Genomic DNA, 26,521 nt, shown 5'->3' on the forward strand with positions numbered 1-26,521 from the left:
CCATGGCACGGCCTGCCCTGACCCTTTCGCTGCAATTCGGTGCACTGGCCGACCCTGCCGTGCACCGCGCCGCCTTGCCCCGACACCGGGTGATCCGGGCCATTCGCCATGCCTTGTCATGCGACGCAGAGATCACGGTGCGCATCGTCGACGAAGCCGAAGGCTTGGCGCTGAACCGCGACTACCGCCACCAGGACCACGCCACCAACGTGCTGACCTTCGATTACGCCGTCGAACCGCTGGTGATGGCCGATCTGGTGCTGTGCGCACCGGTGGTGGCCAGGGAAGCGAAGGCACTTGGCAAACCGCTGGACCAGCACTACCTGCACTTGCTGGTGCACGGCACGCTGCACGCCCAGGGCTGGGACCACGAAACCAGCGAAGCCGATGCGCGCGCCATGGAGGCCCGCGAAACGGCCATCCTGGCCGGGCTGGGACAACCTGACCCCTACGCCGGTTGATGCTGCCGGCCTAGGCGCTCATCTGCAGAGGGATGGTGATCGGCCCGTCGTTCACCAAATGGACCTTCATCTCGGTCGCAAACCGCCCGGTCTGCACCACGGGGTGGCGCTCGCGGGCCAGGGCCACGAAGTGATTGAAGATCGCTTCGCCCAACGCCGGCGGTGCCGCTCCGGTAAACCCTGGCCGGTTGCCGCTGCGCGTGTCGGCCGCCAGTGTGAACTGGCTGACCAGCAGCAGACCGCCGCCCACGTCTTGCACGCTGCGATTCATTTTGCCCTGCTCGTCGCCGAAGATGCGCAGCTTGAGGATTTTGCTGAGCATCTTCTCGGCCAGGGCTTCTGTGTCCTGTGGTTCAGCACAAAAGAGCACCAGCAGACCGGCACCGATTTCGCCCACCACCTCGCGATCGACCTCCACCCTGGCCTCGCTCACCCGCTGCAACAAAGCGATCAAATCAGGTCCCTGGCATCATCAAAATGGGCTTCCACGTCGCTGGGCAGCAACTGGATGGTGGCGCGCAGACCAGGTACGGCGCTCATGAGTGCCTGCTCCACGCTGCCGCGCACCGCCGCTGCGCGGCCCAGGGTCCACGAGGCCGGCATGTGCATGTGCAGGTCGACAAACCTGCGCTGGCCTGCCTTGCGGGTGGTCAGGTGGTCAAAACGGACGATTTCGGTCTCTCCTCGCTGGTGAGCAAAGCCTGCCAGGGTCTCGTTGATGGTGACCAGCACTTCAGGCTCCAGCGCCTCGTCCATCAGGCCCTGCGAGGAACGCCAGATGAGGTGATAACCCTCTTTCAGGATGTTGAGCGCCACCGCGATGGCCACCACCGGATCCAGCCACAGCCAGCCTGTGAAATGCACCAGCGTCAGGCCAACCACCACGCCGGCCGAGGTCCAGACATCGGTCACCAGGTGTTTGGCGTCGGCCTCCAGCGCGATGGAGCGGTGCTCCCGCGCAGCGTGAAACATCACCCATGCCAGCAGACCATTGAGCGCCGAGCTGGCCACCGAGAGGCTCAGGCCCCAACCCACCTGCGTGATGGGCTGCGGATCAAAAAAACGGTGTGCTGCCGCCCAGATGATGCCCATCGCCGCCGCAATGATCAGGATGCCTTCAAAGCCCGACGAAAAGTACTCGGCTTTGTGGTGCCCGTAGGGATGATCGTCGTCCGCAGGCCGCGCGGCCACGGTGACCATCACCAGCCCAAATAGCGCACTGGCGAGGTTCACCAGCGACTCCATCGCGTCCGACAGCAGACCGACCGAGTCGGTCACGTACCAGGCGAGCGTCTTGAGGGTGATGGTGAACAGCGCGACCACGACCGAAGCTATGAGCAAGCGCTTGGGGGTCATCCATTGGAGGGTCGCGGAATTCATGGGACTATTGTCGCGCAGCGCCCACACCCATCGGCAACCCGGCAGCAACGCACAGAAGGCCGAATGGCCTGACGCCCTGACGCCCTGACGCCCTGACGCCCTGACGCCCGCACCCGACAACCGCGGACCGAAGTCGATGTGTGGCCACGGCGGTTCTCGTTCGGGCAGAAGAACGGTGCAAGAATGCGTGCAACACCATGACGACTGCGCCCTCAGTACCCGCCACCTCATTGACCGAGCAGGACACAGACGCTGTTCATTTGTCCGATGGCTCAGCCCGCCAGTGGCTCGGAGAGACCGACGTCTGGCTGCTGGCCGAAGGAAAGCACCTGCGCCCCTGGCAGAAGCTGGGTGCGCATGTCACGCAATTGGACGGCGAGACCGGCACCGCGTTCGCCGTCTGGGCTCCGCACGCTCGGCAAGTGCGACTGGTGGGCGACTTCAATCAGTGGCAGCCGCAAGCCATGCAATTGCGCCCCAAATGCGGCGTGTGGGAGCTGTTTGTGCCCGAGGCGTCGGTGGGCGACTGGTACAAGTTCGACGTCCAGCGCAGCGACGGCAGCCACGTCTTCAAGACCGACCCCTACGCACGCGAAACCGAACTGCCCCCGGGCAACGCCGCGCGGATCTGCGCGCCACTGAGGCCCGCCGCCACACCGACCGCAGAGCACACGCGACCGCATCGGGCCATGGCCATCTACGAGGTGCATGTTGGCTCCTGGCGGCGCCCGAACGGCCCTGATGTGCTGCCCACCTGGGATGACCTGGCCGAGCATCTGGTTCCCTACGCCGCTGGACTGGGCTTCACCCACCTGGAGCTGCTTCCCATCAGCGAACACCCGTTCTACGGTTCCTGGGGCTACCAGCCGACCGGCCTGTATGCGCCCACCGCGCGCTATGGCCAACCCGACGGATTCCGGCGTTTCGTGGCGGCCGCCCATGCAGCCGGCCTCAAGGTCGTGCTCGACTGGGTGCCGGCCCACTTCCCGGCCGACGAACATGCGCTGGCCCGGTTCGACGGCAGCGCCCTCTACGAACACGAGGACCCTCGAGAGGGCGTGCACCGCGACTGGAACACGCTGATCTACAACTTTGGCCGCCACGAAGTGCGCAACTTCCTGGTCGGCAATGCGCTGTTCTGGATCGAGCAATACGGCGTCGATGGTCTGCGTGTGGACGCCGTAGCCTCCATGCTGTACCGCGACTACAGCCGGTCCGCCGGAGACTGGATTCCGAACCGCGACGGCGGGCGCGAGAACTACGAAGCCATCGCATTTCTGCGCGAAGTGAACGACGTGCTGCATCGCGAAGCACCGCAGGCCATGACCACCGCTGAGGAGTCGACCGCGTTCCCGCGCGTGACCGGCAGCACAGCAGAGGGCGGTCTCGGTTTTGATCACAAGTGGAACATGGGCTGGATGCACGATGTGCTGAGCTACCTGGCGCTGGATCCGGTGCACCGCCGCTGGCACCATCACAAGCTGACCTTCGCCATGATGTATGCGCACAGCGAAGACTACGTGCTGCCACTCTCGCACGACGAGGTGGTTTACGGCAAAGGCTCCATGCTGGGCAAGATGGCGGGCGACCGCTGGCAACAGCTGGCCAACCTGCGCGCGCTTTACGGCTGGATGTATGCGCACCCGGGCAAGAAGCTGCTCTTCATGGGCGCTGAGCTGGCCCAGCCCACCGAGTGGAACCACGACAGCGAGCTGCCCTGGACGCTGCTGCAGGACCCGGCGCATGCCGGTGTGCAGCGCCTGGTAGGGGACTTGAACCGCCTCTACTGTGCTGTGCCAGCGCTGCATGCGCGCGATACCGACCCGCAGAGCTTTCAGTGGCTGGTGGTGGACGATGCCGAGCAGTCGGTGCTGGCCTTTGCGCGCTATGACCTGCGCCCGGAGGACACGGTGGTGGTGGTCGCCAATTTCACACCCGTCGTGCGCCATGGCTATCGGGTGGGCCTGCCGCACGGCGGCACCTGGCGTGAGGCGCTCAACACCGACTCGGCGCACTACGGCGGAAGCAATGTGGGCAACCATGGTCTGTTGCGGTCCGACGATGTGCCGCTGCACGGGCAGGCCTGGTCTGCGGCGTTCACGCTGCCGCCGCTAGTGGTGCTCTGGCTGCAACCGGAGGGCCCGTGACGGCACCCCTGCTGCAAGTGCCCTGCTGCGAGCCCGGCCGGTCGTGGCCCATGGGTGCGCAGCTTGCTCGCCTGCGCGAGCGCGATGGTCTCAACGTGTGCGTGTTCGCTCCCCATGCGCAAGCCGTGGTGATCTGCCTGTTCAGCGCCGACGGCCAGACAGAGACCGCGCGCTGGCGTCTGCCCGAGCGTGCCGAAGATGTCTGGACCGGTTTTGTGCCAGGCATCGTTGCCGGGCAGCTCTACGGGCTTAGGGTCGATGGCCCCTGGCAGCCTCAGGTCGGACACCGCTTCAACCCGGCGCGGCTGTTGATCGATCCCTGGGCGCGCGCGCTTGTGGGCCCGCTGGACGAGCTGGTGGTTCGCAGCGAGCCACAGTCCGAAACCACAACCCAGCCCGAGCCGACCGACAACGCAGCGTTCGTGCCCAAGGGTCGCGTGATCGATGTCGAAGCCGAGCTGCAAGCCGGCGCGCGCATCACGCCTGGACCAGCGACCGCGTGGCGCGACACGCTAATCTACGAGGCGCACGTCAAATCCCTGACACGCCTTCACCCAGGCGTGGAGCCCGAGCACCAGGGCTCGTACGCCGCGGTATCCAGCCCCGCCATGCTGGCGCACTACCATCGCCTGGGCGTGACCAGCCTGTGTCTGCTGCCAGTTCACTTGCATTTGGACGAGCGCCACCTGATCCAGAAAGGTCTCACCAATTTCTGGGGATACAACACCCTCTCGTTCTTTGTGCCCGATCCGCGCCTGGCCTCGCGCGCTGGAGAAGGCGTCGACGCGACGGTGCGCGCCGAGTTCCGGCAAATGGTCGACACGCTGCACCGGCACGGCATCGAGGTGATCCTGGACGTGGTCTACAACCACACAGCCGAAAGCGATGACCATGGTCCCACGCTGTCGTGGCGAGGTCTGGACAACGCCGCCTGGTACGCGCTGGACGGCAACGGCCACCACTTGAACCCCACTGGCTGTGGGAACACCTTTGACATGGGTCAGCCACGGGTGATCCAGCTCATCATGGACAGCCTGCGCTGGTGGGTCCAGGCCTTTGGTGTAGACGGCTTTCGCTTCGACCTGGCCGTGGCTCTGGGTCGAGCACCTGAGCTGGGTCGCAACTTCAACCCGCTGGCCACGCTGTTCACCACGATTGCGCAAGACCCGGTGCTGGCACGCGCCAAGCTGATCGCCGAACCCTGGGACGTGGGCCCTCATGGCTACCGCACCGGCCAGTTCAGTGCGCGCTGGCACGAGTGGAACGACCGCTTCCGCGACACGGTACGCGCCTGGTGGCTGGGCCACAACTGCACGCGCGGCCAGTTCGCACGCCGCCTGGCCGGCTCCAACGACCTGTTCCAGTCCGGTGGACGCCCGCCCGCTGCCAGCATCAACCTGATCACGGCCCACGACGGCTTCACGCTGGCCGACCTCACGGCGTACGAGCGCAAGCACAACGAGGCCAACGGCGAAGGCACGCAGGACGGCCACGACCACAATTTCAGCGCCAACGGCGGTGAAGAGGGTCAGACCACCGACCCGGTGATCCTGCAACGGCGAGCGCGATGGCAGCGTGCCCTGCTGGCCACGCTGTTCTGTGCACAGGGCACGCCGCAATTGCTGGCTGGTGACGAACTCGGCCACAGCCAGCACGGCAACAACAACGCCTACTGCCAGGACAACGCCACCACCTGGCTCGACTGGGCGCAGGCTGATGAAGCGCTGACCGCGTTCGTGAGCGGGCTAGCGCGCTTGCGGCGAAGCCACCCGGCGCTGCGACATCCGTGCTGGTTCACCGGCGAGCCGGTGGATGGCGCAGCCTACCCCGACATCGACTGGCGCAACGCCAGCGGCACGCATCCGCACGGCATCGAATGGGACATCCCGGACGGGCACCTGCTGGCCTGCGTCATCACGGTCGGCGAGCGCGCAGCGCCAGCGCAGGAGCGCGTGATGCTGATCTTCCACGCCAACCCCGAGCTCACCTCGGTCAGCCTGCCGGGCGGCATCTGGCAGCTGGTGATGGACAGCGCCCAGGGCTGGGTGACCGCAGAGGGAGAACCCGCGCGCCTCTTCACCGGGCGCATCGATGTCCAGCCTTTCACCGTGCTGATGCTGGTCCGGTCCCTGACAAGCCAAGCCTTGCCAGCGCCATGAAACATGCCACTCATCCCCTGCTGCAACGGCGCACCAGCGGCGTGCTGCTGCACCTGACCTGCCTGCCAGGGCGCCATGGCTCGGGTGACCTGGGCGACGGTGCCCTGCATTTTCTGGACTGGCTGGCGACGGCTGGCCAGTCGCTTTGGCAGATCCTGCCGCTCACCCCCTCCGGCCCTGGTCATTCACCGTACCGAAGCCCCTCGGCCTTTGCCGGCAATCCGTGGCTGGTGGACCTGGACGACCTGGTGGCCTGTGGGTGGCTGCCTGCACTGCCCAACCAGCGCTTTGATCCACGCCGCTGCGACTTCGAGCGCGTGATGCCCTACCGCCGCGCCGCACTGAACCAGGCCTGGCACAGCTTTCGTCAACATGCGCTCGCAGGCGACCGCGAAGCGTTTGAGCACTTTGTGCGGGAACAGGCGGGCTGGCTGGTCGACTACGCCCGCTTCATGGTCCTGACCGAACGCCATGGCGAGGCCTGGACCCGCTGGTCGGCCGAGCTGGCGCAGCGTGACCCGGCAGCACTGCAGCGCCTGGACGCCGAGGCCGGGGACGCCCTCGGCTTCTGGCACTTTGTGCAGTGGCGCTTTCAGGTCCAGTGGGCACGGCTGCGTGCAGCCGCCCATGCGCGCGACATCCACTTCGTCGGCGATCTCCCTCTGTTCGTGGATCACCACAGCGCCGATGTCTGGACCCACGCCGGCAAGTTCCGGCTTGACCTGCAGGGCGAACCCAGCGTCGTCGCCGGGGTCCCCCCCGACTACTTCTGCGTCGACGGCCAGCGCTGGGGCAACCCGCTGTACCGCTGGGACGTCATGGCAGCGGATGACTTCGGCTGGTGGACGCGCCGCGCGAGGCATCTGCTGTCCATGCTCGACGTGGTGCGGCTGGACCATTTCCGTGGCTTCGACGCCGGATGGGAAATTCCGGCAGCCGACACCACCGCCGCCAACGGTCACTGGCATGCCGGGCCAGGCGAAGCCCTGTTCGATGCACTGGAAACGTCGCTCGGTCCGCTGCCCTTCATCGCCGAAGACCTGGGTCTGATCACCGACAGCGTCACCGCGCTGCGCCTGGCCTGCGGATTCCCTGGGATGCGGGTAATGCAGTTCGGCTTCGACGGCTCGCCGGTCAACATGCACCTGCCGCACAACCTGGCCCCTGGCATGGTGGCCTGCAGCGGCACCCACGACAACGACACCACGGTGGGCTGGTGGCAATCCCTCGCCCCCGAGGTGCGCGACGCGGTGCGCCACTACCTCGGCCCGCAGGTGGACACCGAAGTCCACTGGGCCATGGTGCAGGCGCTGTCGCAGTCGGTGGCCAATACCCTGCTCGTGCCGTTTCAGGACGTGCTGGGCCTGGACAGCCGCCACCGCATGAATGTGCCCGGGCAGGCGCGCGGCTGCTGGACGTGGCGATTCGACTGGACTATGGTTGATGCGACGCCGGCGCGCCGTCTCGGCGCCATGGTCCGCGCGCATGGCCGGACCTGAACCAGTTCTTCCACACCACCACTTCAGGGGACCCGCCAATGGACCACAACGACCCCTACCAGCTGGCCCGCCGCACGATCGCCCTGGTGCTGGCCGGCGGACGCGGATCGCGCCTGCATGCGCTGACCGACCGGCGCGCCAAACCCGCGGTCTATTTCGGTGGCAAGTTCCGCATCATCGACTTTGCGCTCTCCAACTGCCTGAACTCCGGGGTGCGCCGCATCTCGGTGCTCACGCAGTACAAGTCGCACAGCCTGCTGCGCCACCTTCAGCGCGGCTGGTCGTTCCTGCGCAGCGAGTTCAGCGAATACATCGACCTGCTGCCCGCCCAGCAGCAGATCGACGAGCACTCCTGGTACCAGGGCACGGCCGATGCCGTGTTCCAGAACATCACCATCCTGAGCGCTCAGAAACCCGACTACGTGCTGGTGCTGGCGGGCGACCACATCTACAAGATGAACTACGCCAACCTGATCGCCGACCACGTGGCGCAAGGCGCGCGCTGCACTGTGGCCTGTATCGAAGTACCCCTGACCGAGGCCCAGGGCTTTGGTGTGATGACCGTTAACGAACAGCGCCGCATCGTGCGCTTCGAAGAGAAGCCGCGCCATCCGCAACCCATGCCGGGCAGCACCGACCATGCACTGGCCAGCATGGGGGTGTACGTGTTCGACGCAGACCACCTCTTTGAATTGCTCAAGACCGACTCCCAACTGAGCGGCTCCAGCCGAGACTTCGGCAAAGACATCATCCCGGCACTCGTGGCACGCGGCGAAGCGGTCGCCCATCCCTTTGGCCTGTCGTGTGTGAAGAGCGCGCCGGACGCACCCGACTACTGGCGCGACGTTGGAACCATCGACGCCTACTGGGCCGCGAACATGGACCTGACCCAGCCACTGCCTGAGCTCGACATGTACGACCGCAACTGGCCGATCTGGACCTTCCAGGAACAGCTGCCACCGGCGAAATTCGTGTTCGACGACGACGATCGGCGCGGCATGGGCGTGGACTCGCTGGTCTCGGGCGGCTGCATCATCTCGGGCGCCTACCTGCGCCGCTCGGTGCTGTTCTCGCGCGTGCGCCTGCACTCCTACAGCCGGGTGGAGGAATCGGTCATCCTGCCCGATGTGCAGGTGGGTCGGCATGTGCGCCTGCGCAAAGCGGTCATCGATACCGGTTGCGTCATACCACCGGGCATGGAAATCGGGTTTGATGCAGACGCCGACGCCCGCCATTTCTTTCGCACCGAACAAGGCGTGGTGCTGGTCACCCGCGACATGCTGGCCCGCGTGGCAGCCGCCACGCAGCCCCAGGGAGAGCCTGGGTGAAAGTGCTGTTCGCCTGCACCGAGCTGTATCCCTTGCTGAAAACTGGCGGCCTGGCCGATGTGGCCACCGCCTTGCCTACGGCCCTGCACACGGAGGGGCACGATGTGCGCCGCTTGTTGCCCGCCTTCGCCGCGCTGCAGGCGGGCGTTGAAATCGATGGGCCGGCGCTGACCCTGACCGGCCCGGGTGGGCCTGCCTTGCTGGGTAAACTGCAGCCCGCGCCCCGACTCCTGCTCGGTCGCCTGATCGCCACCAACGAACAGCTCTACCTGCTCGACGCGCCCGCCCTGTTTCATCGCCCGGGTGGACCCTACCTCGACCCGGACGGCCGCGAGTGGGCAGACAACGCCGAGCGCTTTGCCCTGCTGAGCTGGGCCGCTGCCTGGCTGGCGGCGGGTGGCGACCCGGCATGGCAGCCCGATGTGTTGCACGCCCACGACTGGCACACCGGACTGGCACCGCTGTACCTGGCGCTGTCGGGCGACCAGCCGCGCCCGCCCACCGTGTTCACCGTGCACAACCTGGCCTATCAGGGCCTGTTCCCCCTGCAGACTGCGCAGCGTCTGGGCCTGCCGCCGTCGGTGCTGCAGATCACGGGCGCGGAGTTTCACGGTCAGCTTTCCTTCATGAAAGCCGGTCTGCAATACGCACAGGCCATCACCACCGTGAGCCCACGCTACGCCGTGGAAATCACCACGCCCGAGCAGGGTTGCGGACTGGACGGTGTGTTGCGCGAACGCCAGGGTCAGCTGCACGGCATTCTCAACGGCGTTGACTACGCAGTCTGGAACCCGGCGACCGATCCGCGCATCGAGCACCGCTACGACGCCAGCCACTTGGAGGGCAAGGCGCGCAACAAATCCGCGCTGCAACAGCAGTTCGGCTTGAGGGCACGGTCCGATGCCCTAGTGTTCGGCGTGGTGAGCCGCCTGAGCGAGCAAAAAGGCCTGCACCTGCTGCCCGAGGTGCTTGACGAGCTGGTGCAGCGTGGCGGCCAGTTGGTGGTGCAAGGCACTGGTGACCCGAGCCTGGTCGAGGCGCTGCAGCAGGCCGCTGATCGACACCCGGGCCAGGTGGGCTTGCACTTTGTTTACGATGAGCCCACGGCCCACCGCATCATCGCCGGGTCGGACGTGTTGCTGGTGCCCTCGCGCTACGAGCCTTGCGGCCTGACCCAGCTCTACGCCATGGGCTACGGCACATTGCCCCTGGTCCATGCGGTGGGAGGCCTGGCCGACACCGTCACCGACGCCAGCCTGGAGTACCTGGACGATGGCAGTGCCAGTGGATTTGTTTTTCACGGCTTCAACAGCGCAGCGATGGCGCAAGCGGTGCGCCGCGCCTTTGCCCTGCAACGGCGCCCCGCTGACTGGACCGCCGTTCAGCGCAACGCCATGGCCTTGCGCTTCGACTGGCAGCACGCAGCCCAAGCCTACGCGACCCTCTTCACGACGCTGATGCCGCCCGCACCAGCTACCTGACCCACTTTCAAAAGACCACGTCACCGCACGCCCATGAACCACGCCGCCGAACCGGATTTCGAATTCGACCACCCGACCAACACCGTGGTCGCGCTGCGCCGCTCCATCGCCAACCGGCTGGTGTACATGGTGGGCAAAGACGTTCAGTCGGCCACGCAGCGCGACTGGCTGTTTGCCATTTTTCACGCGGCCCGCGATCGCGTCATGGATCGCTGGCGAGAGACCCGGCGCGCCACACACGCTCAGGACTTGAAGCGCGTGTATTACCTGTCGATGGAGTTCCTGCCAGGCCGCATGCTCGGCAACGCCCTGATGGCCGTCGGCATCTACGACGAAACGCGTGCAGCCTGTGCGCAACTGGGCGCCGATTTCGATCAGCTGCTCGACCTGGAGGCCGACCCTGGCCTGGGCAACGGTGGCCTGGGTCGCCTGGCAGCGTGCTTCCTGGATTCCATGGCCACGCTTGGCCTGCCCAACATGGGCTACGGCATCCGCTTTGACTACGGCATGTTCAGCCAGCGCATCCTCAAGGGCCAGCAGGTCGAAGAGCCCGATGGCTGGCTGGAGGCGGGCAATCCATGGGAAATCATGCGCCCCGAGTTCAGCTACAGCGTGTGTTTCGGCGGCCGCCTCGACCCCGACAACGGCGGTGTGCACTGGATCGAGGCCGAGGAGGTGATCGCGGTTGCCTACGACTATGCAGTCCCCGGCTACGAACTGGGCTCGGTCTCCACCCTGCGACTGTGGTCGGCGCGCGCCAGCCACGCCATCAACCTCGACGCCTTCAACAAGGGGGACTACATCCGGGCAATGGAGGCCAAGAACGCCTCGGAAAACGTCTCTCGCGTGCTCTACCCGGATGACAGCACCGAGCACGGTCGCGAGCTGCGTCTGCGCCAGGAGTATTTCTTCGTCAGCGCCTCGCTGCAAGACCTGCTGCGCCGTTTCCTGCGCGACCACGGCAGCCTAGACCAGCTACCGGACAAGGTGGCGATCCACATCAACGACACCCACCCTGCCCTCGCCGTGCCCGAACTCATGCGGCTGCTGATCGACGTACACCGTCTGACCTGGGACAAGGCCTGGTCGCTGTGCACGCGCATCTTCAGCTACACCAACCACACGCTGATGCAGGAGGCACTGGAGACCTGGTCGGTCGACCTGTTCGGACGCGTGCTGCCGCGCCACCTGCGCATCATCTTCGATCTCAACGCCCATTTCCTCGCCGAGCTGCATGCCCGTTTCCCCAACGACAACGACCTGCTGCGCCGCATCTCGCTGATCGATGAAAACGGCCCGCGCCGCATCCGGATGGCCTACCTCAGTGTGCTGGCCTCGCACCGGGTCAATGGTGTCTCGGCGCTGCACAGCCGCCTCATGGTCTCGACCATCTTTGCCGACTTCGCGCAAGTGTTCCCGGAGCGTTTTTGCAACAAGACCAACGGCATCACCCCGCGCCGCTGGCTGGCCCAGGCCAATCCGCCGCTGTCCGAGCTGATCGACGCGCGCATCGGCACCACCTGGCGGCGCAACCTGGACGAGCTCGGCGCGCTGCGAGATCTGGCGACCGAACCCGAGTTCAACAATGCTTTCCAGCTGGCCAAGGCGCAGAACAAACGCCGGCTGGCCGAGCGCATTGCGCGCGAGACCGGCGTCGTCCTCAACCCCGAGAGTCTGTTCGACGTGCAAGTCAAGCGCATGCACGAGTACAAGCGCCAGCTGCTCAACCTGCTGCACGTCATCACCCGCTACCACCAGATCCTGGCCAATCCTCACGCCAACTGGATGCCGCGCTCAGTCATCTTCGCGGGCAAGGCCGCTTCGGCCTACTACATGGCCAAGCAGGTGATCCGCCTCATCAACGACGTGGCCCATGTCGTCAACGCCGACCCCAGGATCGGCGAAAAGCTCAAGGTGGTGTTTGTGCCCAACTACCGGGTTTCGCTGGCCGAGATCATCATCCCCGCTGCCGACCTGTCGCAGCAGATTTCCACTGCCGGGACCGAGGCCTCGGGCACCGGCAACATGAAGTTCGCGCTCAACGGTGCGCTGACCATCGGCACCTGGGACGGCGCCAACATTGAGATCGCCGAACAGGTCGGGTTGGACAACATGTTCGTCTTTGGTCTGCGCACCGAGGAGGTGGCGGCCGTGCGCGCGGCGGGATATCGGCCACGACAGCACTACGAATCCAACTACGATCTGAAGCTGGCCATTGACCGCATCGCCGACGGCGCGTTCTCACCCGCCGAACCTCACCGCTACCACGATCTGGTGAACGCTCTGCTCGATTCAGACCACTACCTGCTGCTGGCCGACTATGCCGACTACGTCGCTGCCCAGGACAAGGTTGATGCGCTCTACCGGCGACCCATCGAATGGGCCCGCCAGGCCATCCTCAACGTCGCGGGCATGGGGGTGTTTTCATCCGACCGAACCATTCGAGAATACGCGGAAGACATCTGGAATGTGAAGCCCATCAACTCCTGAAGCGGCCGGATGCTGGCGCGCGTCAAGACAGCATGACCCGCGCGAACTTTCGCTTGCCCACCTGCAACACCCGCGTACCGGCATCGAGCCTCAGGCCCTTGTCGCTGATGACGGTGCCGTCGATACGCACACCGCCCCCGTCGATCAGGCGGTTGGCTTCGCTGGTCGAGGGCGCAAGACCCGCCGCCTTGAGCAATGCGCCAATGCCCATGGGCGCGCCGGAGAGACTGAGCTCGGCAATCTCGTCGGGTATGCCGCCCTTGCTGCGGTTGATGAAGTCCTGCTCGGCCGCATCGGCGGCGGCCGCACTGTGGAAGCGGGTGGTGATTTCCTTGGCCAGGGCCACCTTGGCTTCTTTGGGATTGCGGCCACTGGCTACCTCCTGCCGCAAGCGATCGATCATCGCCATCGGCTGAAACGACAGCAAGGTGTACCAGCGCCACATCAGCGTGTCTGAGATCGACAGCACTTTGGCGAACATGGTGTTGGCTGGCTCGCTGATGCCGATGTAGTTGTTCTTGCTCTTGGACATTTTTTCCACGCCGTCCAGGCCTTCGAGCAAGGGCATGGTCAGGATGCACTGAGGCTCCTGCCCGTATTCGGCCTGCAGGTGACGGCCCATGAGCAGATTGAACTTTTGATCGGTGCCGCCGAGCTCGAGATCGGCCTTCAGCGCCACCGAGTCGTAGCCCTGCATCAGCGGATAGAGGAATTCGTGCACGCTGATCGGGGTGTTCGAGTCGAACCTGCGACGGAAGTCGTCGCGCTCCATCATGCGGGCAACGGTGTAGCGCGCCGCCAGCTGAATCATCCCGCGCGCACCGAGCGGATCACTCCATTCACTGTTGTAGCGGACCTCGGCGCGATCAATATCCACTACCTGGCGAAGTTGCTCAAAGTAAGTTTGGGCATTGGCCTCGATCTGCTCGCGCGTGAGTGGCGGGCGCGTGCTGTTGCGGCCCGAGGGGTCGCCGATCGTGGTGGTGAAGTCGCCGATCAGCGGGATCACCGTGTGCCCAAGGTCCTGCAACTGGCGCATCTTGTTCAGCACAACGGTGTGGCCCAAGTGCAAATCAGGCGCGGTCGGATCCATGCCGAACTTGATGCGCAGGGGAACACCACTGCGCTCGGCGCGCGCCAGCTTGCTGGCCCAGTCGTCGTGCGGCAGCAACTCTTCACAGCCCCGCAGGGTGACAGCCATCGCCTCGCGCACGCCGTCCGTCCAGTCCTCTTGGCCTGGTCCCTTGTGCTGAGAACTTTTGGCGTCTACTTGGGCCAGACTCATACGTGTAAATCCAGATGCGGCAAGCCCTAGGCCCGATAGAATGGTAGGCTGTAACCGTGATTTTTGTGGGTGAGGCCGCATTTTAGTGCGCTCCCCGTTGCCAACTGGCAACAAGGCACGTTGTTCGCTGAATGCCGCGGCCCTGGTTCGCCGCTTCAACCCTTTGACCCCCCACAGCGTGGCGCTGGCCACCTGCAGCCCGGACTCCGATTTTGACGCAAGCCCTGTTCAGCCAACTGGGAACCATCGCGCAGGCCACCGGCCGTAGCCTCAGCCGTCATCCCCGCCGAATCATGGCTGGTGTGGGCGCGCTGTTGCTCGGCACCGGTGTGACCGCCTTTGGCATAGCCCCTCTCGCACCCGACGCGTCCCGCCTGCCCGTGAGTCAGGTCGTGGAAACGCTGAGCATCGCCACTTTTCCGTCGGACGCGCTGACGGCGCAAGTGCCTCTCACGCTGTACCGCAGCGACACCGTGCGCCGCGACGACACGGCTCAGTCACTGCTCAAGCGCCTGGGTGTGGACGATCGAGAAGCTGAAACATTCTTGCGCAAGAACACAACGGCCCAGCAGTTGCTGGCCGGCCGCGCCAGCAAGCTGGTGCATGTGGAAGCCAACGATCGCGGTGAGTTGCTGCGCCTCACCGCTCGCTGGTTACCCAATGACGAACGCAGTTTCAACCGCCTGGTGGTGGAGCGCGCCCCACAGGGCCTGAGCGCCCGCATGGAATCGGGTGAACTCACCGCCTCCGCCCGTCTGGCCAGCGGCACCATCCGCAGCTCGCTGTTTGCCGCCACCGACGCCGTCAACCTGCCCGACAGCGTCGCGGTGCAGCTGGCCGAAATCTTCTCGTCTGACATCGACTTCCGACGCGATCTCCGCCAAGGTGACCGCTTCAGCGTGGTCTACGAAGCCCTGGAGGCCGACGGCGAACCACTGCGCGCTGGCCGGGTGCTGAGCGCCGAATTCGTCAACAACGGCCGTGAGCACCAGGCGGTCTGGTTCGGCGGGGATGGCCAGAAAGGTGCTTACTTCGGCTTTGATGGCCAGAGTTCGCGCAAAGCCTTTCTGAGCTCGCCACTGGAGTTTTCTCGCGTGAGCAGCGGCTACGGCATGCGCTTTCACCCCATCCTGGGTCGCCAGAAGGCACACCTGGGTGTGGACTATGCGGCCCCCACGGGCACGCCGGTGCGCACCATCGCCGACGGCGTGGTGAGCTTCGCTGGATGGCAGCGTGGTTACGGCAACGTGATCGAAGTCAGCCACCGCGACAACAAGTCCACCCTCTTTGCCCACCTCAGCCGCATCGACGTGAAAAAAGGGCAGAGATTGGAACAGGGCGAGTTCATTGGCGCCGTGGGATCCACTGGCCTTTCCACCGGTCCGCACCTGCATTTTGAGTTCCGCGACAACGGCGTACACCAGGATCCGCTGGAGATCGCTCGCAAGAGCGAAAACATTCCGATCAACCCTGTGCTGCGCGGCGAGTTCGACGCTGTGGCGCAGGAGCAGCGATCGAAGCTGAGTGCCGCAGCCACGCTGCAGCAGGCCAGCGCGGAGTGACTACTGATCGAGCTGAATCAAGCCCACGCACAAAAAAGGGAGCCGGTGGCTCCCTTTTTTTTGGTGATCCCTGAGTCCGTGAATCAGGTGCTGAAGCTCGAACCGCAACCGCAAGTACTGGATGCATTGGGATTCTTGATCACGAACTGAGCACCTTCAAGATCTTCCTTGTAGTCGATCTCGGCACCCACCAGATACTGATAGCTCATCGCGTCGATCAACAGCGAAACACCGTTCTTGGCCATTTCGGTATCGTCTTCGTTCACGACTTCGTCAAAAGTGAAGCCGTACTGGAAACCCGAGCAGCCACCGCCTTGCACAAACACGCGCAGTTTCAGGTCCGGGTTGCCTTCTTCGGCAACCAGTTCGGCCACCTTGGCCGCAGCGCTGTCGGTGAAAATCAGCGGAGCAGGCATCTCGGTGGGGATGTTTTCGGCCACAGCGTTCATGGTAATCCTCGTCGTCAGATAGGGGGGCCACGGTCACAACACCGTGGCTTGCAGGGTTTTAAACCCACTGATTCATGCTAGCTCAAATCCGGAGCGAATGCATTCAGTGGTTGTTTGCCGCCAGTTTCAGTGTGGGTTTGTCTTCAAGGGCGCCGACCATCGGCTTGAGCTGACCGGAAATCGTGGCGCCCTGATGCATTTCCAGGGCTTTGTAAGACACATCACCCTCGATGCGGGCCTTGGGCTGAAGTTCGAGCAACTCGAAGGCGTGCACCGGCCCCTTGACGTTGCCATTGATGATGACGTGATCGGCGTGAATTTGCCCAGACACAGTGGCCTCCAGACTGACGACCAGGATGCTGGGCTGTTCGTCGCTGGCGCGGATATCGCCCACGACCTCGCCATCGACCTGCAGACCATCGTGAAAGATCACGTTGCCGTCGATTCGGGTGCCTTGTGCGATCAGGCTCTTGATGGGGGGCTGCTTTTTCTTGCCGAACATGAGCGGTTCTCCAGACAACGAGGGGACTTACAGCTTGACGGTTTGAACCGACTTCACCACACCGCCCTGCAGGATGCGGGCCGTGACGGTTTTTACCACGGTCAGGGGCGGCAATTCGATCATGCCTTCGCGCCGAAGGTAACTCTTGATGACAACCGGTTGCGATTTGGCGGCACCTGAGCTGGTCCAGGGCTTGCCCTGAAGCGTGCCGGCGAGCGAGATCTCCAGCGTGCCTTTGAACTCGGGTGCATTTTTCTTGGCCTGAATCATCAGCGCCTGCCAGCGCAGCTGGCCTTCGGACACGCGCTCCACTTGCAGGCCTCGGATGTCGAGTTCGGCGCTGCCCGTGCCGGGCATGAGGCGCTCGAAAAAGCCCAGGTCGCTGCGCAGCGCCTGGTTCTCCGCTTCCAGCTGCCGCATCTGCAGCAGCAGCTGCTCCTGCGCCACTTTCTCAGCCGTCAACAGGCTCTCGGATGTGTTGGAGATCGACTGCGATTTGCCCAGCGCCTCGCGCAGCACCGTGACCTCACTGCGCAGACTGGCCAGCTCCTGCTTGGCGTTGCGATCCAGCCCGGCGATGTCCTTGCCAAATTCGAACGCCCACAAGGCCAGCGCCCCCGAAAAACCCAACACCACCGCACCCAGCAACCAGCGCAAGGGCCACGGTAGGGCGCTGCGCACCGACATTCGCGGCGTGCTATGCGCCAGACGCCTTCGAAGCCAGCGAAATCGCATTCATGAGCCTTTCAATTTGCAAGCCAACGTAACCACGGTCCAGAAAGCAAAAAACCGCCCCAAGCGGACTTGAGGGCGGCTTTTGCAGCAGGCAAGCAGGCGGTTAGCGCTTGCTGAACTGCTTGGCGCGGCGTGCTGAACGCAGACCGACCTTCTTGCGCTCGACCTCGCGCGCGTCGCGCGTCACGAAACCGGCTTGCGACAGCTCAGGCTTAAGTGTGGCGTCGTAGTCGATCAGGGCGCGGGTGATGCCGTGGCGCACAGCGCCAGCCTGGCCGGACTCGCCACCACCGTGCACATTGACCATCACGTCGAAGGTATCGGCGTGGTTGGTCAGCAGCAGGGGCTGCTTGGCGATCATGATGGAGGTTTCGCGGCCGAAGTAGGCCTGGATGTCCTTGCCATTGACCACGATCTGGCCGGAGCCTTTTTTCAGAAACACCCTTGCGACGCTGGATTTGCGACGGCCGGTGCCATTGTTCCATTCACCAATCATTGCTGGCTCCTTCAGATGTCCAGCACTTTAGGCTGTTGGGCGGTATGGGGATGCTCGGCACCGCCGTACACCTTGAGCTTCTTGATCATGGCGTAGCCGAGTGGACCTTTGGGCAACATGCCCTTGACCGCCTTCTCGATTGCGCGGCCTGGATGCTTGGCCTGCATGTCGCGGAAGTTGGTGGCGTAAATACCGCCCGGGTAGCCCGAGTGGCGGTAGTAAATCTTGTCCTGAGCTTTGTTGCCCGTGACGCGAATCTTCGCTGCGTTGATGATGACAATGAAGTCACCGGTATCGACGTGAGGCGTGTAGATGGCCTTGTGCTTGCCGCGCAGTCGGAGAGCCACTTCACTGGCAACTCGTCCGAGGACCTTGTCGGTCGCGTCAATCACAAACCACTCGTGCGTCACGTCAGCAGGTTTGGCGCTGAACGTTTTGGTCATGAGTTTCTCTTGAGAGAGGGTCTGGCGGCTCTTTTCCACGGTCGGTGTTTCTCTGCTGGAAACCTCTTAGGTGGGGCTCGATCAGGCACAGGGCACCAGATCAACTTCGCCGCGGAGCCTATTTCGCTGCGAAGCCTTCCATTGTACGAAATTTCCCGCGATGTAGGCAAGCGCCATGTGGCGAGGCGGCCATAACCGCTACCATGAGGCCTATGTTCAGCTATCGCCATGCCTTTCATGCCGGCAACCACGCGGATGTGATCAAGCACACCACGCTGATCGCCACCCTGCGCCATTTGATGCAAAAGGAGCCAGCGATCACCCTGGTGGATACCCACGCGGGGGCAGGCCTGTATCGGCTGGACGGCGACTACGCGGAAACGGGCGGCGAGGCCAAAGACGGCGTGGTCAAACTCATGGCGGCTTGCCGCCCAGCCCAGGGCACGCCGGTGCCGGCCAGCCCAGCTCTGGATGACTACCTGGACCTGATCGCTGGCTTCAACCCGTCGGGCAGCCTGCGCGTCTATCCCGGATCGCCCTTTGTGTTGCACACGCTCATGCGCACCGCCTCCCGGGACAAACTGAAGCTCTTTGAGCTGCACCCGACCGACGGCAAGACGCTGGACGCCAACATCGCTCAGCTCGAAGCTGGCCGAAGCATCACGGTGGTGCGCCAGGACGGCTTCGAAGGCCTCAAGCCACTGTTGCCGCCACCACCTTCGGCCACCGGCTCCCGGCGTGCGCTGGTCCTGATCGATCCCAGCTATGAGATCAAGAGCGATTACGCGAAAGTGAGCACCTGCATACAGGATTCACTCAAGCGCTTCCCGACCGGGACCTACCTGGTCTGGTACCCCGTCATACCGCGCACCGAAGCCCATGACCTGCCCAAGCGCCTCAAGACGCTCTGCAACCAGGCCCAGCGCCCCTGGCTGAACGCCACCCTGGCGATTGGGCAGGACCCATCGCATGGTCCGGATGACCGACCCGGCCTTACCGCCAGCGGCATGTTTGTGATCAACCCACCCCATACGCTCAAGCCGGCATTGCAGCAAACGTTGACCATCCTGCTGGACGTGTTGGGCCGGGGGCGCGGCAAAGGGCAAAGCGTGGAGTCCGGCGGCTGACAGGTCGTCTCCACCGATTCAGGGCCGGGCCAGCACCATGGTCCAGTAGCGCCCGTAGGTGCTGCCCGACTGCTGCACGCAGGCCACCGCCACATCCTGGTAGGTAGGATTCATGATGTTGCGGCAATGGCCTTCGCTGGCCAGCCAGCCGTTCATCACGGTGGTCACGTCTCGTTGCCCGGCGGCGATGTTCTCACCGGTGGCGCGCCAGACATAGCCCGCGGCGGTGACCCGGCTCGAAGCCGAGCGCCCATCCAGGCTGGTGTGGGAAAAATAATTGTTGCGCGCCATGTCGCTCGAATGGCCTACTGCCGCGGCAAACAGCCGGTCGTTCCAGGCCAGGGGGTTTGTTGCTGCAAAGGCGGTGGCACCACAGCTGCGCCCGGCCGCACGGGCGGCGTTGATCTGGCGCAACAGGTCGGCCTGGAAGTTGGGCAGGTTGCAGGTGCTGCCAGGCGCCAGACTCGAAGAGGTGACGGGACTGGGCGCCGCAGGCGAGGGAGAAGTGGTGGTGGCACTGACTGGCGCACTGCCCAGGGTGCCGCCCACGGCGGGGAGGGCCGCACTGTCAGCCTCTGCGCCGCCACCGCATGCGGTCAGCCACCACGCCGTGGTCATGGCGAGGGCCACCAGGGCCAGGCGTTGCGGGCCGCGAGGGCGTGAAGACGGCGTGGGTGGAATGAGTTGGGTCAGGTGTGTCATGGCCGCCAATTTAAGGCCAGACGGAGCCAGCGAGGTAAGCGTTTGTGCCGGCCCGCATCGCCCCGTAAAAACCCTGAGGAATCGCCCGAGAATTAGCCGACCGATCGGTCGGCTAATTGTCTATACTGCCTATTCCGCCGCATTCCAGACGCAGGAGACCGCCGATGTACACCCAATCGTTCAGCACGGCCGATGCCGACAACAAACCCGGGCCGCAGGCCGTGGTCGCGCCCCTCAACGCCGAAACCGCTGCGTTGATGGCCCATTTTGATGCCGTGATCGATGCCGACGGCAAGATCGAACCGCGCGACTGGATGCCTGAGGCGTATCGCAAAACGCTGGTGCGACAGATCAGCCAGCATGCCCACAGCGAAATCGTTGGCATGCTGCCCGAAGGCAACTGGATTTCTCGTGCCCCCAGCCTCAAGCGCAAAGCCATCCTGATCGCCAAGGTGCAGGACGAAGGCGGTCACGGGCTCTACCTGTACAGCGCAGCCGAGACCCTGGGCACCAGCCGCGACCAGATGCTCGACGGACTGCACACAGGCAAGGCGAAGTACAGCTCCATCTTCAACTACCCCACGCTGAACTGGGCCGACATGGGCGTGATCGGCTGGCTGGTGGACGGCGCTGCGATCATGAACCAGATCCCTCTGTGCCGCTGTTCGTACGGCCCGTATGCGCGCGCCATGATCCGCGTCTGCAAGGAAGAGAGCTTCCACCAGCGCCAGGGGTACGAAGCCCTGCTGGTGATGATGCAGGGCACGGCCGAGCAAAAGGCCATGGTGCAGGACGCGGTGAACCGCTACTGGTGGAAATGCCTGGCCATGTTCGGCCCGCCCGATGCCGACAGCCCCAACAGCGTGCAAGGCATGCGCTGGGGCATCAAGCGCATCTCCAATGACGATCTGCGCCAGAAATTCATCGACGCCACCGTGCCGCAGGCCGAGGTGCTGGGCGTGACCCTGCCCGATCCCGACTTGAAGTGGAACGAGGCTCGCGGCCACTGGGACTACGGCCAGATCGACTGGGACGAGTTCTGGGCCACAGTCAACGGACATGGTCCCTGCAACAAGGAACGCTTGGCCACGCGCGTGAAAGCGCACGAGCAAGGCCAGTGGGTGCGCGACGCGGCGTTGGCGCACGCACGCAAGCAGCAACAACGACAGCAGAAGGAGGCCGCATGAGCGAGCAACCCGCACTCAAGGAATGGCCTCTGTGGGAGGTCTTCGTACGCAGCAAACAGGGCCTGGAGCACAAACACTGCGGCAGCCTGCATGCCAGTGACGCGCAGCACGCGCTGCAGATGGCGCGTGATGTCTACACCCGGCGCCAGGAGGGTGTGAGCATCTGGGTGGTGCCCTCGAACACCATCACCGCCAGCGAGCCCGACAGCAAGGACAGCTTCTTCGACCCGGCCGCCGACAAGATCTACCGACACCCGACCTTCTACGATATTCCGGAGAAAGTGGGGCACATGTAATGTCGACCACCGACCTGAACGCCGAACAGGGCCACCCCAAGCCAGCGAGCGCCCCCTCGGGGGGCAGCGAGCCACGCGAAGCGGTGAGCGTGGGGGCTCCCATTGACTATCTGCTGCATCTCGCCGACTGCGCCCTGGTGCTGGGCCAGCGCAACGCCGAGTGGTGTGGCCACGGCCCCATCCTCGAAGAAGACCTGGCGCTGGCCAACAACAGCCTGGATCTGATCGGCCAGGCCCGTCTGCTCTACCAGCACGCCGCCGCGCTGACCAACGCCAACCCGGAAGAGACCCAGCGCTTTGCCCACCTGCAGGGCGCACGCCAGAACGGCCAGCTCACCGAAGATACCCTGGCTTATTTCCGCGACACCGGCGAATTCCGTTGCCACACCCTGCTGGAGCTGCCACACCACGGCGCCCTGGTGGGTTATGCGGTGGCCGAGCGCGACTACGCCACCACCATCGCGCGCAACTTCCTCTACAGCGCGCTCATGGTCCTGGTCTGGCAAAAGCTGCAAGCCTCTCATGACGCACAGCTGGCCGGCATTGCGGCCAAGTCGCTCAAGGAGGTGCGTTACCACCTGAGCCACGCCAGCGACTGGCTGGTGCGTTTCGGTGACGGCACCGACGAGTCGAAGCAGCGCGCCCAGGCCGCGCTGGATCACCTGCTGCCTTACTGCGAAGCCTTCTGGGCGGCGAACCCCGCCGAAGATCAGGCCGTGGCCAACGGCACCGGTGTCCGCGTGGCCGAGCTGCGCGAAGACTGGAATGCCATCGTCCAGGAAACCCTGAGCGAGGCGACACTGCAACGCAACGACCCCAAGCCGCACCTGGGTTACGTGGCCGAGGGGCATGTGGGCGTGCATTCAGAGCATCTGGGTTTTCTGCTGGCGGAAATGCAGAGCCTGGCACGCGCGCATCCACAAGCCGTTTGGTGATCCCAGTCTGCGCACTGGCATGAGCACCCCAACCACCTCCAGAACCGACCTGCAAGCCATCGAGGCGGCGCTGGCGCACCTGAGCGACCCGGAAATTCCGGTGGTCTCGCTCGCCGAACTCGGCATCCTGCGCGGCGTGCGGCGCGGTGCAGGCGGTGTGACCGAGGTCGTCATCACGCCCACCTACAGCGGCTGCCCTGCCATGGGTCAGATCGAGGACGACGTGCGCGCCGCGATCAAGGCCCTGGGTCAGGATGTGCGCGTGGTCACCCAGCTCACTCCCGCCTGGACCACCGATTGGATGAGCGAAGCCGCGCGCGAGAAGCTGCGCGCCTACGGCATTGCGCCGCCGCAGTGCGGCAGCGTGGGCGATACCGCGGTCGGCAAGGTGAAATTCAGCCGGCATGCCGCCCGAAGCGAGGCCGTGCCCTGCCCGCAATGCGGCTCACAAAACACCACCGAGGTATCCCCGTTCGGCTCCACCGCGTGCAAGGCGCAATACCGCTGCCTCGACTGCCTGGAGCCCTTCGATTACTTCAAACCGTATTAGATGGCTCCCCCCTGCGCCGAGCTTCGCTCGTCACCCCCTCAAGGGGGCAGTGCCTGCAGATTGGCAAAGCCAGATCTGCGGCACTCTGGCCGGATCACCCCTCGCACCTCTGGAGTTTTTCAATGACCGCTCCCCGCTTTCACAATCTGTCCATCGCCCGCATCAGCCCCGAAGCCGCTGGCGCCGTCGCCATCACGCTGGCGGTTCCGCCCGATCAGCGTGCCGCCTTCACCTTCAAGCCTGGCCAGTTTCTCACGGTGCGCGCCAGCATCGACGGTCAAGAAGTGAGGCGCAGCTACTCGATCAGCAGCCCGGCCAGTCTGCTGACGCGTCAGGGTGAGCTCACGCTGGGCATTCGTCCGGTGGAAAACGGGGTGTTCTCCAACTGGGCTGCAACGTCATTGAAGGCCGGCGACAAACTGTCCGTGATGCCACCCGACGGCCGTTTCACCGTGCACAAACCCCGTGCCCTGCACCGCGTGGGCTTCGCTGCAGGCTCGGGCATCACGCCCATCCTCTCCATTCTGGCGAGCACGCTGGAAGACTCAGCCGACGCCAAGTTCACGCTGGTCTATGGCAACCGCCGCATGGCCAGCGTGATGTTCAATGAGGCCCTGCAAGACCTGAAAGATCGCTACCCCGGTCGCCTGACGCTGATCCACGTGCTGTCGCGCCAGGCGCAGGAAGTGCCCTTGCTGCAAGGCCGCATCGACGGCGACAAGGTGCGCGAAATCATCGCCGCGCTGCTGCCGGTAGCCAGCATGGACGAGGTCTTCATCTGCGGACCCGAGGCCATGATCGAAGCCACTGAGCAGGCGCTGCTCGACGCGGGACTGCGACCCGACCGGGTGCACACCGAGCGCTTCACCTCGCCCACGCTGGAAGCGTTGCCTGCGGCTCAGCGCAAGACAGCTGTGCTGGGTCACCCCGCGGTGCGAACCGATGGCGAGGTGGCGCTCACCGTGATGCTCGACGGCAAACCGCACAGCCTGCGCATGAACAAGGACGAACACGTGCTCGACGTGGCGCTCAACGCCGGTCTCGATCTGCCGTGGTCATGCCGCGGCGGCGTGTGCTGCACTTGCCGCGCCAAGGTCATGGAAGGCAGCGTGCAAATGGACAAGAACTTCACGCTCGAGCCCTGGGAAACCGAAAAGGGCTTTGTCCTCAGCTGCCAGGCCCGACCTACCAGCGACACGCTGGTGGTGAGCTACGACGAGCGCTGACCGTCAGCGCTGGCCGGCCAGCGCCGCCTCGTAATCGGGGCGACCGTCCAGCGTGTTGTGACCCGCTCCGGCAATCACCACCACCTTCGCCACACCAGGGGCAAAGCGGTTCACCAGCGCGTCGGACCGCGCGCGTCGGATCACTTCGTCGCGCTCGGCGATGATCACGGTGGTGGGTGCGCGAACCTGCGGCGCGCGCGCCGCGGCATCAAACCGGTCCTTGATCAGCCAGCGCACCGGAAACACCGCATACTGCTGCGCCGCCACCGCCTCGATGCTGTCGTAAGGCGTCACCAGCACCAGCCGCGAGAGCGGCCGAACAGCCGCCAGCGACACCGCCAGCCCACTGCCCAGGCTGCGCCCCACCACGGTGACATCTGACCGCTGGCGCGCGACCTGGTCGTAAAGCGCCAGCACATCGGCCTGCAAGGCCACCTCGCTCGGGCTGCCGGTGCTGCGGCCATAGCCACGGTAATGCAAAGCGTAGACCGCCTGTTCGGGAAAGCTGGCAGCGATTTCGGCCAGGCTGGCCGATACGTCCTCGGCATTTCCACCCAAATAGATCACGGCGCCGGGTCCATCGCGCTCGCGCACCGACACGTGCAACTCCGCGCCGGGCACGCTCAGCCGCAGGCTGGGCACATTCACCCGGGCCGGCTGCGGGAAATACAGCAGCGAGCGCTGAAACACATAGAGCATCGCGCACAGCGCGACATACACCAGCGCTGCACCGCCCAGCCAGGTCAACATGCTGCGCCACACGATGCTCTCCCATCTTCAGCGCCCGAGGCGCGCCGCCTCACACCGCGGCCAGCGCCTGGTCCAGATCGGCCATCAGATCGTCGATGTGTTCAATGCCGACCGAGAGGCGGACCATGTCGGTGCTCACACCGGCCTTGGCCAGCTCGGTCTCGTTGAGCTGGCGGTGCGTGGTCGAGGCGGGGTGGCATGCCAGTGATTTCGCATCGCCAATGTTCACCAGGCGGGTGAACAGCTGCAGCGCGTCCTGGAAGCGCGCACCGGCTTCGACCGCATTGGACGACTTGAGGCCGAAGCTGATGATGCCCGAGGCTTTGCCGCTCATGTACTTCTGCACCAGGGCATGGTCCTTGTGATCGGGCAGGCCAGCGTAATTGACCCAGCCCACCTTGGGGTGGTTCTTCAAATAAGTGGCGATCTTCACCGCGTTCTCGCAGATCCGGTCCATGCGCAGCGCCAGCGTCTCGATGCCTTGCAGGATCTGGAACGCGTTCATAGGTGAGAGCGCCGCGCCCATGTTGCGCAGCGGCACCACGCGCGCACGGCCAATGAAGGCCGCCGGGCCGAGGGCTTCCGTGTAGACCACGCCGTGGTAGCTCACGTCGGGCTCGTTCAGGCGCTTGAAGCGCGCCTTGTGCTCCGCCCAGGGAAACTTGCCGCTGTCGACGATGGCCCCGCCGATGGTGGTGCCGTGGCCGCCGAGGTACTTGGTGAGCGAGTGCACCACGATGTCGGCGCCATGTTCGAACGGGCGGCACAGGTAGGGGCTGGGCACGGTGTTGTCCACCATCAGCGGGACTCCCGCAGCACGCGCAACCTTGGCGAGCGCACCAATGTCGGTGACGTTGCCCAGGGGGTTGCCGACCGACTCGCAGTAGATGGCCTTGGTTTTGTCGTCGATCAGCTTGGCAAATGCAGCCGGGTCACTGGGGTCAGCGAAGCGCACCTCGATACCCTGCTGCGGAAAGGTGTGGGCGAACAGGTTGTAGGTACCACCGTACAGCGTGGCCGCCGAGATGATGTTGTCGCCGGACTCGGCGATGGTCTGGATCGCCGCGGTGATGGCAGCCATGCCCGAGGCCATGGCCAGCGCCCCAATGCCGCCTTCGAGTGCCGCCACGCGCGCTTCGAGCACGCCGTTGGTCGGATTCATGATGCGGCTGTAGATGTTGCCCGCCACCTTCAGGTCAAACAGGTCGGCGCCGTGCTGCGTGTTGTCGAATGCGTAAGCCACAGTCTGGTAGATCGGCACGGCCACGGCCTTGGTGGTGGGATCGGGCGTGTAGCCGCCGTGCACGGCCAGGGTTTCGAGTTTCATGGTG

At 64.7% G+C, this 26,521-nt stretch carries 25 protein-coding genes; 14 read left to right on the plus strand and 11 right to left on the minus strand.

The genetic code is table 11. The features are described 5' to 3' along the window. Nucleotides 1-2: 2 nt before the first annotated feature. Nucleotides 3-461, plus strand: a complete 459-nt coding sequence (gene ybeY / locus QUV25_RS14950; protein WP_300865106.1) for an rRNA maturation RNase YbeY — start codon at nucleotides 3-5, stop codon at nucleotides 459-461. 10 nt (nucleotides 462-471) lie between these two features. Here the strand turns inward: ybeY and dtd are convergent, their stop codons facing one another. Together dtd and QUV25_RS14960 are read right to left on the minus strand one after the other, a co-directional pair. After that, nucleotides 472-915 carry a D-aminoacyl-tRNA deacylase gene (gene dtd, locus QUV25_RS14955; RefSeq protein WP_300865107.1) on the minus strand — a complete coding sequence of 148 codons (444 nt, stop codon included), beginning with the start codon at nucleotides 913-915 and terminating at the stop codon, nucleotides 472-474. Continuing rightward, on the minus strand, nucleotides 912-1,841 hold the full coding sequence (locus QUV25_RS14960; protein ID WP_300865109.1) for a cation diffusion facilitator family transporter: 930 nt from the start codon (nucleotides 1,839-1,841) through the stop codon (nucleotides 912-914). Before QUV25_RS14960 ends, dtd begins: the two co-directional genes overlap by 4 nt. Before the next feature lie 197 nt (nucleotides 1,842-2,038). On the opposite strand from QUV25_RS14960, the gene glgB reads away from it, so the two are divergent. From glgB to QUV25_RS14990, 6 genes are read left to right on the plus strand one after another with little or no spacing between them, the layout of a single operon-like run. After that, a complete protein-coding gene (gene glgB / locus QUV25_RS14965) occupies nucleotides 2,039-3,988 on the plus strand; it encodes a 1,4-alpha-glucan branching protein GlgB (RefSeq protein ID WP_300865110.1) in 1,950 nt (649 codons plus the stop codon). Further along, nucleotides 3,985-6,147 (plus strand): glycogen debranching protein GlgX, encoded by a 2,163-nt coding sequence (gene glgX / locus QUV25_RS14970; protein WP_300865112.1) that lies wholly within the window; start codon nucleotides 3,985-3,987, stop codon nucleotides 6,145-6,147. Before glgB ends, glgX begins: the two co-directional genes overlap by 4 nt. Next, complete coding sequence (gene malQ, locus QUV25_RS14975; protein ID WP_300865113.1) at nucleotides 6,144-7,646, plus strand: 4-alpha-glucanotransferase; 1,503 nt, start codon at nucleotides 6,144-6,146, stop codon at nucleotides 7,644-7,646. Before glgX ends, malQ begins: the two co-directional genes overlap by 4 nt. A gap of 38 nt (nucleotides 7,647-7,684) precedes the next feature. Continuing rightward, a complete protein-coding gene (glgC, locus tag QUV25_RS14980; RefSeq protein ID WP_300865115.1) occupies nucleotides 7,685-8,974 on the plus strand; it encodes a glucose-1-phosphate adenylyltransferase in 1,290 nt (429 codons plus the stop codon). Further along, entirely contained in the window at nucleotides 8,971-10,455 is a 1,485-nt protein-coding gene (gene glgA / locus QUV25_RS14985; protein WP_300865116.1) for a glycogen synthase GlgA, read from the plus strand. The genes glgC and glgA overlap by 4 nt, the downstream gene beginning before the upstream one ends. A 33-nt stretch (nucleotides 10,456-10,488) precedes the next feature. Next, nucleotides 10,489-12,945, plus strand: coding sequence for a glycogen/starch/alpha-glucan phosphorylase (locus QUV25_RS14990; protein ID WP_300865118.1), 2,457 nt, complete (start codon nucleotides 10,489-10,491; stop codon nucleotides 12,943-12,945). A gap of 22 nt (nucleotides 12,946-12,967) precedes the next feature. Here QUV25_RS14990 and tyrS read toward each other — a convergent pair whose 3' ends face one another. Further along, nucleotides 12,968-14,146, minus strand: coding sequence for a tyrosine--tRNA ligase (gene tyrS / locus QUV25_RS14995; protein ID WP_300865246.1), 1,179 nt, complete (start codon nucleotides 14,144-14,146; stop codon nucleotides 12,968-12,970). 296 nt (nucleotides 14,147-14,442) lie between these two features. Between tyrS and QUV25_RS15000 the strand changes: the two genes are divergently transcribed. Then, nucleotides 14,443-15,792, plus strand: a complete 1,350-nt coding sequence (locus tag QUV25_RS15000; protein ID WP_300865120.1) for a M23 family metallopeptidase — start codon at nucleotides 14,443-14,445, stop codon at nucleotides 15,790-15,792. Between the two features lie 83 nt (nucleotides 15,793-15,875). On the opposite strand, the gene erpA is transcribed toward QUV25_RS15000, so the two are convergent. From erpA to rplM, 5 genes are all read right to left on the minus strand, one after another. Next, a complete protein-coding gene (erpA, locus tag QUV25_RS15005; RefSeq protein WP_300865121.1) occupies nucleotides 15,876-16,241 on the minus strand; it encodes an iron-sulfur cluster insertion protein ErpA in 366 nt (121 codons plus the stop codon). 103 nt (nucleotides 16,242-16,344) lie between these two features. After that, nucleotides 16,345-16,743, minus strand: coding sequence for a polymer-forming cytoskeletal protein (locus QUV25_RS15010; RefSeq protein ID WP_300865122.1), 399 nt, complete (start codon nucleotides 16,741-16,743; stop codon nucleotides 16,345-16,347). A gap of 27 nt (nucleotides 16,744-16,770) precedes the next feature. After that, nucleotides 16,771-17,430: a DUF6776 family protein gene (locus tag QUV25_RS15015; RefSeq protein ID WP_366945681.1), complete on the minus strand. Its 660-nt coding sequence runs from the start codon at nucleotides 17,428-17,430 to the stop codon at nucleotides 16,771-16,773. Nucleotides 17,431-17,581: 151 nt separating this feature from the next. Then, nucleotides 17,582-17,974 carry a 30S ribosomal protein S9 gene (rpsI, locus tag QUV25_RS15020; protein WP_066095514.1) on the minus strand — a complete coding sequence of 131 codons (393 nt, stop codon included), beginning with the start codon at nucleotides 17,972-17,974 and terminating at the stop codon, nucleotides 17,582-17,584. A gap of 11 nt (nucleotides 17,975-17,985) precedes the next feature. After that, complete coding sequence (gene rplM / locus QUV25_RS15025; protein WP_300865128.1) at nucleotides 17,986-18,417, minus strand: 50S ribosomal protein L13; 432 nt, start codon at nucleotides 18,415-18,417, stop codon at nucleotides 17,986-17,988. 212 nt (nucleotides 18,418-18,629) lie between these two features. On the opposite strand from rplM, the gene rlmJ reads away from it, so the two are divergent. Beyond that, nucleotides 18,630-19,544, plus strand: a complete 915-nt coding sequence (gene rlmJ, locus QUV25_RS15030; RefSeq protein ID WP_300865130.1) for a 23S rRNA (adenine(2030)-N(6))-methyltransferase RlmJ — start codon at nucleotides 18,630-18,632, stop codon at nucleotides 19,542-19,544. Between the two features lie 18 nt (nucleotides 19,545-19,562). Here the strand turns inward: rlmJ and QUV25_RS15035 are convergent, their stop codons facing one another. Next, nucleotides 19,563-20,246 carry a CAP domain-containing protein gene (locus tag QUV25_RS15035; protein ID WP_300865132.1) on the minus strand — a complete coding sequence of 228 codons (684 nt, stop codon included), beginning with the start codon at nucleotides 20,244-20,246 and terminating at the stop codon, nucleotides 19,563-19,565. Nucleotides 20,247-20,410: 164 nt separating this feature from the next. Between QUV25_RS15035 and paaA the strand changes: the two genes are divergently transcribed. From paaA to QUV25_RS15060, 5 genes are all read left to right on the plus strand, one after another. Beyond that, nucleotides 20,411-21,433, plus strand: coding sequence for a 1,2-phenylacetyl-CoA epoxidase subunit PaaA (gene paaA / locus QUV25_RS15040; protein ID WP_300865133.1), 1,023 nt, complete (start codon nucleotides 20,411-20,413; stop codon nucleotides 21,431-21,433). Next, a complete protein-coding gene (paaB, locus tag QUV25_RS15045) occupies nucleotides 21,430-21,729 on the plus strand; it encodes a 1,2-phenylacetyl-CoA epoxidase subunit PaaB (protein ID WP_300865135.1) in 300 nt (99 codons plus the stop codon). Before paaA ends, paaB begins: the two co-directional genes overlap by 4 nt. After that, on the plus strand, nucleotides 21,729-22,664 hold the full coding sequence (gene paaC, locus QUV25_RS15050) for a 1,2-phenylacetyl-CoA epoxidase subunit PaaC (protein ID WP_300865137.1): 936 nt from the start codon (nucleotides 21,729-21,731) through the stop codon (nucleotides 22,662-22,664). Before paaB ends, paaC begins: the two co-directional genes overlap by 1 nt. Before the next feature lie 19 nt (nucleotides 22,665-22,683). Further along, complete coding sequence (gene paaD, locus QUV25_RS15055) at nucleotides 22,684-23,214, plus strand: 1,2-phenylacetyl-CoA epoxidase subunit PaaD (protein WP_300865139.1); 531 nt, start codon at nucleotides 22,684-22,686, stop codon at nucleotides 23,212-23,214. Between the two features lie 122 nt (nucleotides 23,215-23,336). Then, nucleotides 23,337-24,440, plus strand: a complete 1,104-nt coding sequence (locus QUV25_RS15060) for a 2Fe-2S iron-sulfur cluster-binding protein (RefSeq protein WP_300865140.1) — start codon at nucleotides 23,337-23,339, stop codon at nucleotides 24,438-24,440. Nucleotides 24,441-24,443: 3 nt separating this feature from the next. Here QUV25_RS15060 and QUV25_RS15065 read toward each other — a convergent pair whose 3' ends face one another. Continuing rightward, a complete protein-coding gene (locus QUV25_RS15065; RefSeq protein WP_300865141.1) occupies nucleotides 24,444-25,190 on the minus strand; it encodes an alpha/beta fold hydrolase in 747 nt (248 codons plus the stop codon). A gap of 49 nt (nucleotides 25,191-25,239) precedes the next feature. Beyond that, complete coding sequence (locus QUV25_RS15070; RefSeq protein WP_300865142.1) at nucleotides 25,240-26,517, minus strand: aminotransferase class I/II-fold pyridoxal phosphate-dependent enzyme; 1,278 nt, start codon at nucleotides 26,515-26,517, stop codon at nucleotides 25,240-25,242. Between the last annotated feature and the right edge of the window lie 4 nt (nucleotides 26,518-26,521).

Origin of the sequence: Hydrogenophaga sp. (genome assembly GCF_030373245.1) — a bacterium.
Classification (GTDB): domain Bacteria; phylum Pseudomonadota; class Gammaproteobacteria; order Burkholderiales; family Burkholderiaceae_C; genus Hydrogenophaga.

What these genes read in the sequence shown, in the direction of transcription:
- glgC (WP_300865115.1), top strand. Translation starts at nt 7,685, where the DNA reads ATGGACCACAACGACCCCTACCAGCTGGCCCGCCGCACGATCGCCCTG.
- QUV25_RS15035 (WP_300865132.1), bottom strand. Translation starts at nt 20,246, where the DNA reads ATGACACACCTGACCCAACTCATTCCACCCACGCCGTCTTCACGCCCT.
- QUV25_RS14990 (WP_300865118.1), top strand. Translation starts at nt 10,489, where the DNA reads ATGAACCACGCCGCCGAACCGGATTTCGAATTCGACCACCCGACCAAC.
- glgB (WP_300865110.1), top strand. Translation starts at nt 2,039, where the DNA reads ATGACGACTGCGCCCTCAGTACCCGCCACCTCATTGACCGAGCAGGAC.
- rplM (WP_300865128.1), bottom strand. Translation starts at nt 18,417, where the DNA reads ATGACCAAAACGTTCAGCGCCAAACCTGCTGACGTGACGCACGAGTGG.
- QUV25_RS15010 (WP_300865122.1), bottom strand. Translation starts at nt 16,743, where the DNA reads ATGTTCGGCAAGAAAAAGCAGCCCCCCATCAAGAGCCTGATCGCACAA.
- QUV25_RS15015 (WP_366945681.1), bottom strand. Translation starts at nt 17,430, where the DNA reads ATGTCGGTGCGCAGCGCCCTACCGTGGCCCTTGCGCTGGTTGCTGGGT.
- ybeY (WP_300865106.1), top strand. Translation starts at nt 3, where the DNA reads ATGGCACGGCCTGCCCTGACCCTTTCGCTGCAATTCGGTGCACTGGCC.
- QUV25_RS15065 (WP_300865141.1), bottom strand. Translation starts at nt 25,190, where the DNA reads ATGTTGACCTGGCTGGGCGGTGCAGCGCTGGTGTATGTCGCGCTGTGC.
- paaB (WP_300865135.1), top strand. Translation starts at nt 21,430, where the DNA reads ATGAGCGAGCAACCCGCACTCAAGGAATGGCCTCTGTGGGAGGTCTTC.
- QUV25_RS14960 (WP_300865109.1), bottom strand. Translation starts at nt 1,841, where the DNA reads ATGAATTCCGCGACCCTCCAATGGATGACCCCCAAGCGCTTGCTCATA.
- paaC (WP_300865137.1), top strand. Translation starts at nt 21,729, where the DNA reads ATGTCGACCACCGACCTGAACGCCGAACAGGGCCACCCCAAGCCAGCG.
- malQ (WP_300865113.1), top strand. Translation starts at nt 6,144, where the DNA reads ATGAAACATGCCACTCATCCCCTGCTGCAACGGCGCACCAGCGGCGTG.
- QUV25_RS15070 (WP_300865142.1), bottom strand. Translation starts at nt 26,517, where the DNA reads ATGAAACTCGAAACCCTGGCCGTGCACGGCGGCTACACGCCCGATCCC.
- paaD (WP_300865139.1), top strand. Translation starts at nt 22,684, where the DNA reads ATGAGCACCCCAACCACCTCCAGAACCGACCTGCAAGCCATCGAGGCG.
- tyrS (WP_300865246.1), bottom strand. Translation starts at nt 14,146, where the DNA reads ATGGCTGTCACCCTGCGGGGCTGTGAAGAGTTGCTGCCGCACGACGAC.
- erpA (WP_300865121.1), bottom strand. Translation starts at nt 16,241, where the DNA reads ATGAACGCTGTGGCCGAAAACATCCCCACCGAGATGCCTGCTCCGCTG.
- QUV25_RS15060 (WP_300865140.1), top strand. Translation starts at nt 23,337, where the DNA reads ATGACCGCTCCCCGCTTTCACAATCTGTCCATCGCCCGCATCAGCCCC.
- rpsI (WP_066095514.1), bottom strand. Translation starts at nt 17,974, where the DNA reads ATGATTGGTGAATGGAACAATGGCACCGGCCGTCGCAAATCCAGCGTC.
- rlmJ (WP_300865130.1), top strand. Translation starts at nt 18,630, where the DNA reads ATGTTCAGCTATCGCCATGCCTTTCATGCCGGCAACCACGCGGATGTG.
- paaA (WP_300865133.1), top strand. Translation starts at nt 20,411, where the DNA reads ATGTACACCCAATCGTTCAGCACGGCCGATGCCGACAACAAACCCGGG.